Here is a 13,212-nt window from a genome sequence, read left to right as displayed (position 1 = left end):
GGATGTTAAGCGCGCCGGGCAGCTGGTCCAGCGCGGGTGCGCGGCGCGGCAGGGGCCCGGGAGCGGGGAGGGCGGGCGGGTGCGGGCCCGGTCACCCCGCGTTCATCTCCTGAAGCCGACGCGTGGAACTGCTTGGGGCGCGGGTTCCATCGCAATCCTCCCAATCTCGGCGACACCGGGACGGTTCGGGACGCTACCGTGTCCCGCTCCCGCTGGCCAGCGGAGCGCTGAGACAGGAATCACCCAATCGAGCGGAGACCGGTGGACAGCTCCACCGGCGTTCTGTGATGTCCACCTTCGGGCCATTCCGCCGCTATGACAAGTACCCCGTCGGTTCACACTTGCGATGACCCCGGATCCGCGCCGCACGGGCCCCTCTAGGCTTCTGTCCATGCCATCCGCTCTGAGCGCGAGCGCCGCCAGGCGCCTCCGCGAGTCCCTGGACGAACAGCTCTCGGCCCTGGGGGAGGCCCCCTTCGAGGGCGACGACGAGGCCGCCGTCGCCGCGTGCGCGCGGGCGGTGCTGCGCGCGGAGGAGCCCCTGAGGGGCGCCGTCAAGGCCGCCGTGAGGGGCACGCTCGCGGTGCTGGCCGACCGGGCGCCGGGACGCAGCCTGGAGGTGCGCGTGCCCCCGCACGGCGCCGTACAGGTGATCGAGGGGCCCCGTCACACCCGCGGCACCCCGCCCGGGGTCGTGGAGACCGACCCGCTCACCTGGCTGCGCATGGCGACCGGCCACACCTCCTGGGAGCAGGGGGTTTCCGAGCACCGGGTGCAGGCGAGCGGCGCCCGCTCCGACCTGTCCGGACACCTGCCCCTCTGGCCGGCCCCTCCCCGGGTGGTGCCGTGCTGACAGGCAGGCACTAAGCTGTGGGTGTGTCGTACTCCGACGGCCGGCTCTCCATGGACCTCGATCCGCTCGAACGCGGCCCGCAGGACGCCTGCGGCGTATTTGGGGTCTGGGCACCCGGCGAAGAAGTCAGCAAGCTCACCTATTTCGGTCTCTACGCTCTGCAACACCGCGGCCAGGAATCCGCGGGCATCGCACTGAGCGACGGGGAACGGATCGTCGTCTACAAGGACATGGGGCTCGTCTCCCAGGTCTTCAACGAGGCGACCCTGGACTCCCTGCGAGGCCACCTCGCGATCGGCCACTGCCGCTACTCCACGACCGGGTCGCCGGTGTGGGAGAACGCACAGCCGACCTTCTACACCGCACGCGAGGGGGGTCTCGCGCTCGGCCACAACGGCAACCTCATCAACACCCCGGAACTGGCCGCGATGCTGCCGGACACCCGCCGCGGCGCGACCACCGACACCGAGGTCCTGACGAACCTGCTGGCCGACCAGGCCAAGCGCGGGAGTTCCGTGGAGGACGCCGCCCTCGAGCTGCTTCCGAAGGTCAAGGGCGCTTTCTCCCTGGTGTTCATGGACGAGAACACCCTGTACGCGGCACGCGATCCGCAGGGCATCCGCCCGTTCGTGCTGGGCCGCCTCGGCGAGACCTCGGGTGCGGGCGGCTGGGTCGTCGCCAGTGAGACGGCCGCGCTGGACATCGTGGGCGCCACCGTCGTCCGCGAGATCGAGCCCGGCGAGCTCCTCACCATCGACGAGCGCGGGGTGCGCTCGCGCCGCTTCGCCCCCGCCCGCCGCAAGGGCTGCCTGTTCGAGTACGTCTACCTGGCCCGCCCGGACACCACCATCGCCGGGCGCAACGTCAACTCCACGCGCGTCGAGGTGGGCCGCCGCCTCGCCAGGCAGCACCCCGTGGACGCCGACCTGGTCATCCCGGTGCCGGAGTCGGGCACGCCCGCCGCGGTGGGCTACGCGGAGGCCAGCGGCATCCCCTTCGCCCAGGGCCTGGTCAAGAACTCCTACGTGGGCCGCACCTTCATCCAGCCCAGCCAGACCCTGCGCCAGCTGGGCATCCGGCTCAAGCTGAACCCGCTGCGCGAGGTCATCCAGGGCCGCCGCCTGGTGGTCGTGGACGACTCCATCGTGCGCGGCAACACCCAGCGCGCCCTGGTCAGGATGCTGCGCGACGCGGGCGCCGCGGAGGTGCACGTGCGCATCTCCAGCCCGCCCGTGCTGTGGCCCTGCTACTACGGCATCGACTTCGCCACCCGCGCCGAGCTCATCGCCGCGAACCTGGGCGTGGACGAGATCGCCGCGTCGGTGAACGCCGACTCCCTGGCCTACGTGAGCCTCGACGAGCTCATCGCGGCCTCCGAGGTGCCGAAGAACGAGCTGTGCCGGGCCTGCTTCGACGGCGTGTACCCCATCGAGGTCGACGCCGACTCCAGGGGCAAGTTCCTGCTGGAGAAGTCCTGCGGGACCCCGGAGGGCTCGACGCTGGCGACCAGCGACAAGTAACCACCGCGCGGCGGGCCGGTCGGGCCCGCCGCGCGTTCGCTCCGCCGTGCCCGCAGACGGGCCGCGGGGCGGCCCAACCACCGCAACACAGCACGAGGAGATCTCGCGTGGCAGCCGACAGCACAGGGGCGACGGGCGCGTACGCGGCCGCGGGCGTCGACATCGCCGCCGGTGAGCGCGCCGTCGACCTGATGAAGCGCCACGTGGCGCGCACCCGCCGGCCGGAGCAGGTCACCGACGCCAGCGGCTTCGCGGGCCTGTTCCGCCTGGACGTCGGCAAGTACAAGGACCCGGTCCTGGCGACCTCCACCGACGGCGTGGGCACCAAGGTCATGCTGGCCCAGCAGATGGACAAGCACGACACGATCGGCATCGACCTGGTCGGCATGGTCGTCGACGACCTCGTGGTGAGCGGCGCGGAGCCGCTGTTCATGACCGACTACGTGGCCTGCGGCTCCGTGGTCCCCGAGCGCATCGCCGAGATCGTCGGCGGCATCGCCGAGGGCTGCCACCAGGCGGGCTGCTCGCTGATCGGCGGGGAGACCGCCGAGCACCCGGGCGCGATGGAGCCCGGCGAGTACGACCTGGCCGGCGCGGGCACGGGCGTGGTCGAGGGCGACGCGATCCTGGGCCAGGAGCGGGTCCGCGAGGGCGACGCGGTGATCGCGATGGCCTCCTCCGGCCCCCACTCCAACGGCTACTCCCTGGTCAGGCACATCGTCGACCGGGCGGACCTGGACCTGTTCGCACACGTGCCGGAGCTGGACGGGGTCCTGGGCGAGGTCCTGCTCACCCCGACCCGGGTCTACGCCAAGGACTGCGTCGCGCTGACGGGCGAGGTCGAGGTGCACGCCTACTCGCACATCACCGGCGGCGGCCTGGCGGCGAACCTGTCCCGGTCCCTGCCCGGCCACCTGGACGCCGAGCTGGACCGCTCCACCTGGGCGCCCGCCCCCGTGTTCGGCTACCTCGCCGACAAGGGCGGCGTGGGCCGCGAGGACATGGAGGCCACGTTCAACATGGGCGTGGGCATGGTGGCGATCGTCGCGGCGGAGGACGCCGCACGCGCGCTGGAGGTCCTCGCGGACCGGGGCGTCCCGGCCTGGAGGCTGGGCACGGTGACGGCCGGTTCCGGGCGTTGCGCCCTGACCGGCGAGTACCGGGACGCGTGAGAAACGGACGCGAACATAGCCGGTGCGAACCACCAGAGTGGTTCGCACCGGCTATATCCACCTGTCCGCGACGGCTTCCCCGCGGGCAAGCCGTAACCGCTACAGGTCAGCGGTTGTCGTCCCGAGCGACCAGAAGTCTCGGCCCACTCCGTGCTACTTGTCGGAGTCCGAGTACTTGTCGGCAAGATCCGCGTAACGGTCGACCAGATCGTCCTGAGAATCCGTGTGGGACTCGTCCGGACCCAACGGCCCGGAGGGAGACCCCTCGTCCTCAGCGACACCCAGCTCCGACCGCAGCCGATCAAGGTCGGTCCCACCGGAGCTGTACTTGAGCTTCCGGGCGACCTTCTGCTGCTTGGCCTTGGCTCGGCCGCGCCCCATTGGCTCGACCCCCTCAACGATTGGGTTCCGACGAACCCGAGATCACTTACTAACCCGCACTATCGGGCTGACGGCCGTCAAACGCGACTGACGACAGGCGTCAGCTTACGTACACACACAACCGTACCTGGTCGGCCCCCGTCGTGCCTACGCCACCCGGGTGTGACGGATGTGGTGCGCGCACGGATCGCGGGCCGGAAGGGCGTTCCGGAGGTGAGTGCCACACGCAACGATATGTGCCACGATTCGATCGTGCTGCCCTACACCGCCTACCTCCGCGTCTACCAGCCGATCGAGTCCTTCCCTCCGCGCGACCGCAGGTACTGGGAAGCCTACGCGACCTCGCCCGGCAGGCCCCGGCGGGTCAACGCGCTCGCGGCGGAGCACACCGAGAGCCTGAACCGCCTCATCACCACGCCTCCGGTGGTGGCGCCCGAGGAGGAGAGCCGTGACGCCTACCTCCGCCGGGTGGACGAGCGCCTGTACGTCTGCCCGTGGCAGACCCGGCTGCGGTCGTGGCGGGCCTTCGCCGAGTTCAGCGCCGCGACGCCGGTGGCCCTGAGCGAGGCGTTCGTGCCCGGGCCGGAGGCCGAGCGGGCGGAGGACGGGTACCGGGAGTGGCGCGACTCCGGCGGGACGGTGCGGCCGGGCATCCTGTCGAGCAACTGGACCATCCCGGTCCCGTGGTTCGTCCCGTTCGAGGAGCGGGAGCGGTGCCTGGTCCTGTCGGCGAACTCCACCCGGACGCTCCTGTACCTGACGCGGACGGCGCTGGCGAAACGGCGGCTGGAGCACACCGCGGCGGTGCTGCGGGAGTACATCGGCGAGCACGCCGTGTCGGCCTCCACCGAGCAGCTGGTGGACTGGCTGTCCCTGACCGCCCACCCCGACTCGCTGCTGGAGCTGGACTACGGCGGCCTGCCCCACCTGCTCAGCGACGACCACCTGGGCGAGGACCGGTCGGTCGCCGAGGTCGCGGGGGCGGTGGAGGCCCTGGCCAAGGGGGACGCCGAGCGCGTGCTGGAGCTGAGGGAGCGGATCACGCGGCGCTGGAAGTCGGTGCGCGCCCTCCAGCACGCCAACTGAGGGTCATGTGTTGTGCACACTTTCGTGGACACCCGGGGGTGCACTGTCGTCATCCGAGGCGCCGAACACAGGTGCGCCACGCCGGACGCCAACCTGGTACACCAGGTTTCTCACTCCCCCCGCAAGCTTTTTCGCACGTGAAAACGGTGCGAGATCCGGCGTCGCCCGCGCACGACATCAAGCATGGTGAAACTGGGCATAACGCCCGATAGGGATCGGCATAGACTGTAGCCAGTCGATCACTGAGTGCACTCTCAGTAATCAGAAAACCCTTGCCACGCCGGGAATCCACGCGGCCCGACCCGTCGGCCGACCCCCGCGGGACCCGCCTCCACCGACGCACACCACTTCCCTCCGCACGGCGACCGGCCGGGGACCGCACCACCCGAGCACGAGCTCGGAGAGCGGGTTTCGGTCAGGCTTCCGTAGCACTTCGGGAACTCCGGATAGAGAAAAACGAGGCCGGAGAACGAAGTTTTGACCGAATACGCCACATGCCACTAAACGTGTCGCTAGAATCACTTAGCGTGACGCGGCCACGGGCGGCTTTCTTTGGCCTCCCACGTGCAAAGTTGCTTGGAGTGGTCGCACAATCACCTCGGGTGATGCCAATATAGACGTAGTGCAAATATTGGACATCCGGGCCAAGTGCCAGGATTAAGGCTCAAGGATCGGCACACAGATCCAGGAGGAGAGGCCGTACACATGTCAACTCGCACGCCCGAGGCGGAGCCCCTGTTGACCCCCGCCGAGGTTGCCACCATGTTCCGCGTGGACCCCAAGACCGTGACACGCTGGGCCAAGGCGGGCAAGCTGACCTCGATCCGCACCTTGGGCGGACACCGCCGCTACCGCGAGACTGAGGTCCGCGCTCTGCTGGCCGGAATCCCCAGCCAGCGTACGGAGTGATCTCCCCGGTCTGTGCCGATTCCGGGGGGAACGGCCGGACTCACTCCGGCTGCTGACAAAGGCTGACACGAATCGAGGGCGGGTCTCCCGAGAAGGGGGCCCGCCCCGCCGCGTTCCCCCGGCCCGCCGCGCCCTCGCCCCGCCCTCCTCGGGGAGCGGAAGGGAGGGCCGCCCGTGGACCGTCACTCTCCGCGCACGCCCGTCCCGCTCCTCCGACGGGTGGACGAGAGTCGTCCACAGGCTGTGGACGGGCCTGGCGGTGCAGGAGCAGGCGGTGTCGGCTTGTATGACAGGGCCCGATGACAGGGGGTCCCGATGACAGGGGCCCGCGGGGCCCGGCGGCACCGTGCTGCCCCGACACGGTCCGCAGCGGTACCGCGTGCCCCCGACCCGGTCCCGCCCCGCACGGACCCGTTCCCGCGGGGGCCTTCCGGCAGGGGGTCGGTCACGACAGCGCACCGGCACGGGTACGGCCGGCCTACCGCCGCTCAGCGGAAGTCGTCGGCGTGGTCCCGTGCCCACTCCGCGAAGGTCCGTGCGGGCCGCCCGGTCACCTCGCCCGCCGTGGCGGGCGCGGCCGCCGCCGCGGCCTCCCCGACCGCGTCAACCCAGGCGCCGGGATCGGTCCCGTCCCCGGAGTAGTCCGTGAACCCGAGCAGCATGTCGGCGTTGTCGGCCGCGAACCCGCCCTGCGCGCGGTAGTGCCCGCGCGCCTCCTCCGGGGTGACCACCTCGAAGCGGATCGCGCGCCCCAGGGCCCGGGAGATCGCCCCGACCTGCTCCCGGTGGCTGATCAGCTCGGGCCCGCCGAAGGTGTGCGCGGTGCCGGCGTGCCCCTCCCCGGTGAGGGCCGCCACGGCGACGTCGGCGATGTCGGCCTCGTGCGTCGGGTACCAGGCCGCCTCCGGGGCGGGGTCGCGGACGACGCTCCCGGCGCGGATGGAGGGTCCCCAGAGCCACAGCTTGTTGAGCGCGAACTCTCCGGGGCGGACGTGCGTCCACTCGGCCCCCGAGCGCTCCACGGCCTGTTCGACGGGTAGGTGGAAGTCGGTGTCGTACCCGCCCGTGACGGCGCCCGAGGAGAGGGTGACGATACGGCGCACCCCGGCCTCCACCGCACGCCCCACAACCTCGGAGGCGGTTTCGGGGACCGGGAAGAGGTAGAGCCGGTCGACGCCGCGCAGGGCCTCGGAGAGGGTGTCGGGGGAGGCGAGGTCGCCGCGGACGGCCTCGACCCCTGCGGGCAGGTCCGGGCGCCGGGAGTTCCTGGTCATCGCCCGGACCCGCACGCCCTCGTCGTGCAGCCGCCGGACGACGAGCCTGCCCACGTTCCCCGTCGCGCCGGTCACCAGCACGGTCATCGCTTCCCCCTCGGTCGACGTGCCGCCCGGGTCCCGGTCGGACCGGAGACGGCCCGTGCGGCCGACCCGTTCTATCCGCCTCCGCGGGGGCTGGGCAAACGTGAACATGCTGTTCACATTCGCCCCTGACCTGGGCGGACGAGAAGCCCCGGACGAGACCCGGCGGACTCCGCCCCAGGTGGGGCCGGGCACGCGGGAGTTATGGATTCGTTGCGCGGAGGCTGTGGCCGGGAGAGCCGCCCGACACGCGTCCGGCCCCGCCCCCCGGGGAGCGGGGCCGGACGCGGACGGCGGCGGTCAGTCCCCGATCCGGTCGTCCATGGCGGTCGTGCGCTTGCGTGCGAGGAAGGTCGCGGCGGCGCCGCCGCCCACCGCCACCACGGCGGCCGTGATCAGCCCGGCCAGGGACCCGCCCGTGGTCGCCAGGCGGTTGTCCGGCCTCGCGGCCTCCTCCTCGGCGGCCTCGCCCTTGTCCCCGGGCACGGGCGGTGCGCTCGCGGCGTAGGTGGAGCCGAGCGCCCACGAGTCCGCGAAGTCCACGGCGAACTCCTTCTCCTCCTCGGGGTCCCCCACCTGGACCCACACGGTCATCCAGCTGCGGATGCCCTTGCCGTCCCACTCGGCGTCCTCGTCCTCGAAGGTCGCCTCGTTGACCACGAAGCGCACGCTGACGGGGACTTCCAGGGCCACGTCGCCGCTCTCGTCGAAGAGTTCGACGACGTCCTCCACGACGACCCCGTCCGCGCCCACGGGCCCCACCGGGACGCCGAACGCGGTCAGGCGGCCGTGCTCGAAGGTCGCCTCGGTCACTCCCCCGTATCCGGCGCTCGCCGAGCTGGACGCGTCGGCGAGGGTGAACTCCACGGCGTTGCCGTCGGCGGCGACGGTGCCGGAGTTGGTCTCGTCCAGGACGAGCAGCTCGTCCTCCTCGCTCGGGGACTGCTCCGGTGTCTCCCTGTGCCCCTCACCGGGCGTCTGCGGGCTCTTCTCGGGCTCCGGGAGCCGTCCGCCCTCCTCCTCGGCCGCACCCGGCTCCCCCTCCCCGCCCGTGGCCCCGGGGCTGGGCTCGTCCTGGAAGGGCGTGCCCTCCCCCGTCGGCTCCTCCTGCGGCTCGCCGGAGGGCTCGGACAGCTCCACGTCCGGCGGCACGTCGACCATCCCGTGGGCGGCGAGGTCGGCGACGTCCATCCGGAAGGTGGCGGTGTCGACGGTGGCCGCGGCGAGGGCGCCCTCGCCGTCGACGAGCGTGTGGCTCTCCCCGTCGATCTCCACGTAGTCCGCCATCGGGCCGAAGAGGTCGTCGGTGTCGGCGCTGGCCTCGGTCTCGCCGCCGAAGCTGACGGCGGTCGAGTACCCGGTGACGACGTCGCCGTCGGCGACCCACGCCTGGGCGTTGCCCCAGACCATGGGGGTCGTCGAGGCGGAGGCGGTCGAGGTGAGGACGGAGGCGGGGCCGATGGCGCCGAGCGCGGCGAACAGGACGCCTGCGCCGACGAGTCGGCGTGCGATCGGCTTGGCGGGAGTCACCACAACACTCCTGTTGTATCTGGGGGATGTCCGGCCGCGCGGGCCGGCCTGCGCCGGGAGCGGTCCTCAGGATCGCCGGGGCGGTCAGGGCCGGTCCGGCCTCGGTGCGGGGCGGCGATAGGGGGGCCTTCCCACCCCGGGAAGGAACTCCGACGCGCGGCGCGCCCGTAGGGCGAGCCTAACCGCTGGATCACAAAACGGAAACCGTCCTACGTTCGACTATCAGCCGACAAATATTTATTAACCCTCAGATAACGGAACAGATGTCGGGGAAGTTCCGGGGCGGTGGTCCCCGGACCGCAGCCCTTCCGGGCGCCGGGCGCAAGCGGGCCGGGCACACGGAAGGGCCCCGGGGGACGCGTCCCCCGGGGCCCGGTCGGTCCGGTGCCGACCGCCGCTACGGCTAGCCCTCGCTGCTCTCGGCGGCGGAGTCGGCAGCGCTCTTCCTGCGGCGCGCGAAGTACGCGGCCGCGCCGCCGCCGGCGGCGATCGCGGCGCCGGCCGCGATCAGCCCGGCGAGGGGGCTGCCGGTCGTGGCCAGGGCCTCGGTCGGCTTCGGCTCCGGCTTCGGCTTCGGCTGGTCCTCTGCGTCGCGGGACGGCGGGTTCTTGTCGTCACCGCCACCGTCACCGCTGCCGCCGTCACCGTCGCCGCCGCCGTTGCCCGCGTCGTCGGCCGTCACGCCGACGCTGGCGTAGGTGACGCCCAGGGCGTAGGTACCGACCTCGGGCTGACCGGGGACGCTGATGTCCACGAGCAGCGCGGTGTAGGCGTCGTCCCAGTCGAAGCCCGCGTCGTCCGAGGTGTAGGTGCCCTGGTCCTGGTACGGGTCGCCGACCACGGCGTCGAGCTCGTTCACCTCGTAGGAGACGGCGCCCGGGACGACCGAGTGGGAGACGGAGCCGTCCCACGCCTGGGTCGTGGTGACGCTCGCGCCGGAGATCGTGGCGGACAGGACGATCTCGTCGTCCGCGGAGGAGAGCTCGATGTCGTCGGCGTCCAGCTCGACGAGCGGGGCCGCGGCCTCCTCGCCGGACACCTCGCCGCCGTCGGCGGCGGGGGTCTCAGGGACCTCAGGGACTTCAGGGGCCTCGGGGGTTTCCGCGGGCGGGTCCGTGGGCTCGGCCGGAGGTGTCCCCGCGTCCCCGTCGCCCTCGCCCTCACCCGGAGCGGTGGACTCGTCGTCCCCGGGCTCCTCCGAGGGGGTGGCGGTGGGGTCGTCGTCCGCGTCCGACTCCTCGTCGTCGGCCTCCTCGTCCTCCGCCCCCGCGATGATCTCCTCGACGTCGGAGGCGGTGAGCCGGATGGTGGCGCTCGCCACCGTGGTGGTGGCGGTGGCGCCGTTGCCGTCGACCGAGGCCGAGGTGGAGGCCTCGATGCTGAAGTACTCGTCGAGGGCGCCGGAGAAGCCGCTGGAGTCGCTGTTCGACTCGCCCTGCGGGGTGATGTAGGTCTCCGCGATGCCGTACCCGTCGGCGACGTTGGCGTGGGCCCAGCCCACGGTCTGGGTGTCGGCGGCGGCGGGGAGGGCCGTGGCGACGCCGAGCGCGCCGAGCGCCGCGAAAGCGGCGCCGCCCTGGAGAATGCGGCGCGCGGTCACGCGAGTGTTCTTCAAGTCAATCCTCATTCGGATCACCACAGTCCGAGACTTCTCGGACCGGCCTGGATGCGCGCACAACCGCCGACAGCGGGATTTCGGGGGCGCGGAACACGAACCAGGGTCGGATGGGGGATGGCAGTGGGCACACAGAAGCCCTCTGCCTGCGGAAACGGGGAAAACGCGGTCGCGGCCACAGAACGGTGGGTCGGCGGAACCGAGTCGGAATGACTTCCCGTTTCCTCACTCGAACCTTACATCGGACGAAACAGGAGAATCAGCCGAGATCCCATCACGAACAGATCACGATGAAGAAGGGCGTCACTCTGAGCAATGGATTCATTCTCTTCAGGGTTTTTTCCCGAACGGTGTAAACCTCGCCCGGGAACGGGCGTCCTACAAGAAAAGGCGCACCCCGTGAAGGGCGTTCCGCGAGGCGCGGCACACCCCCGGGCGCCTCCGCGGCGACGGGCGACACATCCCCTTTTGTCGGGCCCCTCTCCCCTGCCGAACACCTTTCGTCGGGATATGAGTCGGTATGCCCCGGGTACCGCGAGCGACTAGGTTGTGGGCATGCCCGTCTCCGCACCGCCAGGGCCCCGGAGCCGCGCCACCCGCGCCCTGTCTCTGGCGTCCCTCGCCCTCCTCCTCACCGCCGCCTGCTCGGCCTCGCCCGGAGGGGCCTCCGGCGGCGACCCCACGGCGGCGCCTCCCCTCCCCGGGCCGCAGGACGGCGGCGACGCCCCCGACGGCGACCGCGACGCCGCACCCGGGGACGACGCGCCCGACGACGGCCCCGTCGGCGAGGGCCCCCTCGGCACACGCGTCGTCGTCATCGACCCGGGCCACAACGGCGGCAACGCCTCCGCGCCGAGCGAGATCAACGCGCTCGTCCCCGCCGGCCCCGCGGAGAAGGCCTGCGACACCGTCGGCGCCGAGACCGGGGACGGCTACCCGGAGCACGAGTTCAACTGGGAGCTCTCCCTCCTGGTCAAGGAGCGTCTGGAGGCCGACGGCGCCACCGTCCTCCTCACCCGGGAGGACGACGAGGGCGTCGGTCCGTGCATCGACGAGCGCGCCGGGATCGGCAACGAGGCGGAGGCCGACGCGGCCCTGTCCATCCACGCCGACGGCGGGCCCGAGTCCGGTCGCGGGTTCCACGTGATCATGCCCGGCGAGGTGGACGGCTTCACCGAGGAGATCGTGGAGCCCTCCCGGCTGCTCGCCGAGGACGTCCGCCGCGCGTACCTGGAGGGGAGCGACATCCCCTACGCCGACTACCTCGCCGACGAGGGCCTGGACGAGCGCACCGACCTGGGCGGGCTGAACATGTCCACGGTGCCCAAGGTGTTCCTGGAGGCGGGCAACATGCGCAACCCCGAGGACGCCGAACTCCTGTCCGACCCCGCGTGGCGCGAGCGCGCCGCGGACTCCATCGCCCAGGGGATGGCCGCCTACCTCATGCGGAGCTGAGGACCGGCCGGAACGTCCGCACCCGGCCAAGACCGCCCGTTCGTATGGCGGGGGCCGCCCCGCCTCGGCATAATGCGTGCATGACCTCCCCCCGCCCCGCGCAGGGCCTGCCGGAGGCCCCGGCCCCCGGCGCGGTCCTGCGCGGCTTCCACCGCGCCCGGGCCGAGGACGTCCTCGGCCGGGCGTCCTTCGCGGTGGCCGCGCCCCACGCGGGCGCCCCCTTCCCCGGCCCGCCCGGGGACCGGCGGCCGGCGCCGATCGGCGCCGAGGACCGGCCCCGGCCCTGTGCGGGTACGGCCGCGGACGGGTACGGGAGGTCCTCGCCAGTCTCGTCGAATCCGCCCTCGGACGCGGAATCACGCGCGGGCCGGGGATGACCGCCACGAGAACCTCCTGAACTGCACAATGGGGACCATGCCTCTGACACCGGCGGACATCCGCGAAAAGAAGTTCCACACGGTGCGTCTGCGCCCGGGCTACAACGAGGAGGACGTCGACGCGCTCCTCGACCGGATCGAGGCGACTCTCGTCGCCCTGGAGGGCGGGCCGCGCACGGGCCCGCTCATCACGGCCGACGAGGTGCGCAACTCACGGTTCCGCACCACGAGGCTGAGCCCGGGGTACCGCGAGGACGAGGTCGACGACTTCCTCGACGTCGTGGTCGCCGACCTCGCCGGACGCGGCCTCGGCCGGTTCGGCGACCGGACCACCCCTCCGCTGCCGCCCCGGCCGGGGGCCTCCCGGGCCGGTGCGGCCGAACGGCAGGACCCGCCGGAGGGCCGGCGCCACACGCCTCCCGGCCGGACCGGCCCCGCGGGGCCGCCGCACAGGTTCGGGATGACGCCGGAGGACATCCGTGAGCAGCAGTTCGCCACCACCCGGTTGACCACGGGCTACAACGAGCAGGAGGTCGACGACTTCCTGGACCGCGCCGAGTTCACGCTCGACGCGCTCCAGCAGGGGCTCCCGGACCGCGCGACCCTCACGGCGGCGGAGGTGGAGCGGGTCCAGTTCGCCACCACCCGGGCGCGTCCGGGGTACGACCCGGCTCAGGTGGACCGGTTCCTGGACGCGCTGGCGGAGGAGCTGCGCCGCTACGAGCAGCAGTAGTCGGGGCGGTCCTGGCGCACACCGGACGCGAGGCGCGGGGGCGGAGCCCGGCCGGCGGGACCGGCCGCGCGTACCCTCCGGTCCCCGGCGGCGCGGACGGGGGCGGGCCCGTGGAGGGGGCCGGTCCCGCCCGGCGGGCGGGTCCGCGCGGGGACGGGGCCCGCGGCAGGCGCGCGTCCCGGGCGGGGCCCGGACGTGACGCCCGGGCAACCAGTACCGACCC

General features: G+C 72.4%; 12 protein-coding genes. 8 read left to right on the top strand and 4 right to left on the bottom strand.

The features are described from left to right. The first annotated feature begins 391 nt into the window (after nt 1-391). From OUQ99_RS02250 to purM, 3 genes are all read left to right on the top strand, one after another. Nucleotides 392-853: a sterol carrier family protein gene (locus OUQ99_RS02250; protein WP_267947747.1), complete on the top strand. Its 462-nt coding sequence runs from the start codon at nt 392-394 to the stop codon at nt 851-853. Between the two features lie 23 nt (nt 854-876). Beyond that, complete coding sequence (gene purF / locus OUQ99_RS02245) at nt 877-2,373, top strand: amidophosphoribosyltransferase (protein WP_267947746.1); 1,497 nt, start codon at nt 877-879, stop codon at nt 2,371-2,373. 107 nt (nt 2,374-2,480) lie between these two features. After that, nucleotides 2,481-3,545, top strand: a complete 1,065-nt coding sequence (gene purM / locus OUQ99_RS02240; RefSeq protein WP_267947745.1) for a phosphoribosylformylglycinamidine cyclo-ligase — start codon at nt 2,481-2,483, stop codon at nt 3,543-3,545. A 153-nt stretch (nt 3,546-3,698) separates the two neighbouring features. On the opposite strand, the gene OUQ99_RS02235 is transcribed toward purM, so the two are convergent. Beyond that, nucleotides 3,699-3,926, bottom strand: a complete 228-nt coding sequence (locus OUQ99_RS02235; protein WP_267947744.1) for a DUF3073 domain-containing protein — start codon at nt 3,924-3,926, stop codon at nt 3,699-3,701. A 252-nt stretch (nt 3,927-4,178) separates the two neighbouring features. Here OUQ99_RS02235 and OUQ99_RS02230 point away from each other — a divergent pair, with 252 nt between their 5' ends. Together OUQ99_RS02230 and bldC are read left to right on the top strand one after the other, a co-directional pair. Beyond that, on the top strand, nt 4,179-5,012 hold the full coding sequence (locus OUQ99_RS02230; protein WP_267947743.1) for a hypothetical protein: 834 nt from the start codon (nt 4,179-4,181) through the stop codon (nt 5,010-5,012). Nucleotides 5,013-5,717: 705 nt separating this feature from the next. Then, on the top strand, nt 5,718-5,921 hold the full coding sequence (bldC, locus tag OUQ99_RS02225; protein WP_013155387.1) for a developmental transcriptional regulator BldC: 204 nt from the start codon (nt 5,718-5,720) through the stop codon (nt 5,919-5,921). A gap of 488 nt (nt 5,922-6,409) precedes the next feature. Here the strand turns inward: bldC and OUQ99_RS02220 are convergent, their stop codons facing one another. The 3 genes from OUQ99_RS02220 to OUQ99_RS02210 form a co-directional block, all read right to left on the bottom strand. Beyond that, nucleotides 6,410-7,282 (bottom strand): NAD(P)H-binding protein, encoded by an 873-nt coding sequence (locus OUQ99_RS02220; RefSeq protein WP_267947742.1) that lies wholly within the window; start codon nt 7,280-7,282, stop codon nt 6,410-6,412. Between the two features lie 297 nt (nt 7,283-7,579). Further along, nucleotides 7,580-8,809 carry a hypothetical protein gene (locus OUQ99_RS02215; protein ID WP_346660231.1) on the bottom strand — a complete coding sequence of 410 codons (1,230 nt, stop codon included), beginning with the start codon at nt 8,807-8,809 and terminating at the stop codon, nt 7,580-7,582. A 403-nt stretch (nt 8,810-9,212) separates the two neighbouring features. Next, nucleotides 9,213-10,424 (bottom strand): cell wall protein, encoded by a 1,212-nt coding sequence (locus OUQ99_RS02210; RefSeq protein WP_267947740.1) that lies wholly within the window; start codon nt 10,422-10,424, stop codon nt 9,213-9,215. Between the two features lie 555 nt (nt 10,425-10,979). Between OUQ99_RS02210 and OUQ99_RS02205 the strand changes: the two genes are divergently transcribed. The 3 genes from OUQ99_RS02205 (at nt 10,980) to OUQ99_RS02195 (ending at nt 12,989) form a co-directional block, all read left to right on the top strand. Next, nucleotides 10,980-11,879, top strand: coding sequence for an N-acetylmuramoyl-L-alanine amidase (locus OUQ99_RS02205; protein WP_267947739.1), 900 nt, complete (start codon nt 10,980-10,982; stop codon nt 11,877-11,879). An 80-nt stretch (nt 11,880-11,959) separates the two neighbouring features. Next, nucleotides 11,960-12,256, top strand: coding sequence for a hypothetical protein (locus tag OUQ99_RS02200; protein WP_267947738.1), 297 nt, complete (start codon nt 11,960-11,962; stop codon nt 12,254-12,256). Between the two features lie 28 nt (nt 12,257-12,284). Beyond that, nucleotides 12,285-12,989 carry a DivIVA domain-containing protein gene (locus OUQ99_RS02195; protein WP_267947737.1) on the top strand — a complete coding sequence of 235 codons (705 nt, stop codon included), beginning with the start codon at nt 12,285-12,287 and terminating at the stop codon, nt 12,987-12,989. The last annotated feature ends 223 nt before the right edge of the window (nt 12,990-13,212 follow it).

It is taken from the genome of Streptomonospora nanhaiensis (assembly GCF_026642255.1).
GTDB classification, from domain to species: Bacteria; Actinomycetota; Actinomycetes; order Streptosporangiales; family Streptosporangiaceae; genus Nocardiopsis; species Nocardiopsis tropica.
This window is presented reverse-complemented; position numbering and strand designations above follow the sequence as displayed.

Bases quoted from the DNA above. Each gene is read 5' to 3' on its own strand.
- bldC (WP_013155387.1), top strand. From the start codon at position 5,718: ATGTCAACTCGCACGCCCGAGGCGGAGCCCCTGTTGACCCCCGCCGAG.
- OUQ99_RS02235 (WP_267947744.1), bottom strand. From the start codon at position 3,926: ATGGGGCGCGGCCGAGCCAAGGCCAAGCAGCAGAAGGTCGCCCGGAAG.
- OUQ99_RS02205 (WP_267947739.1), top strand. From the start codon at position 10,980: ATGCCCGTCTCCGCACCGCCAGGGCCCCGGAGCCGCGCCACCCGCGCC.
- OUQ99_RS02195 (WP_267947737.1), top strand. From the start codon at position 12,285: ATGGGGACCATGCCTCTGACACCGGCGGACATCCGCGAAAAGAAGTTC.
- OUQ99_RS02200 (WP_267947738.1), top strand. From the start codon at position 11,960: ATGACCTCCCCCCGCCCCGCGCAGGGCCTGCCGGAGGCCCCGGCCCCC.
- OUQ99_RS02220 (WP_267947742.1), bottom strand. From the start codon at position 7,282: ATGACCGTGCTGGTGACCGGCGCGACGGGGAACGTGGGCAGGCTCGTC.
- OUQ99_RS02250 (WP_267947747.1), top strand. From the start codon at position 392: ATGCCATCCGCTCTGAGCGCGAGCGCCGCCAGGCGCCTCCGCGAGTCC.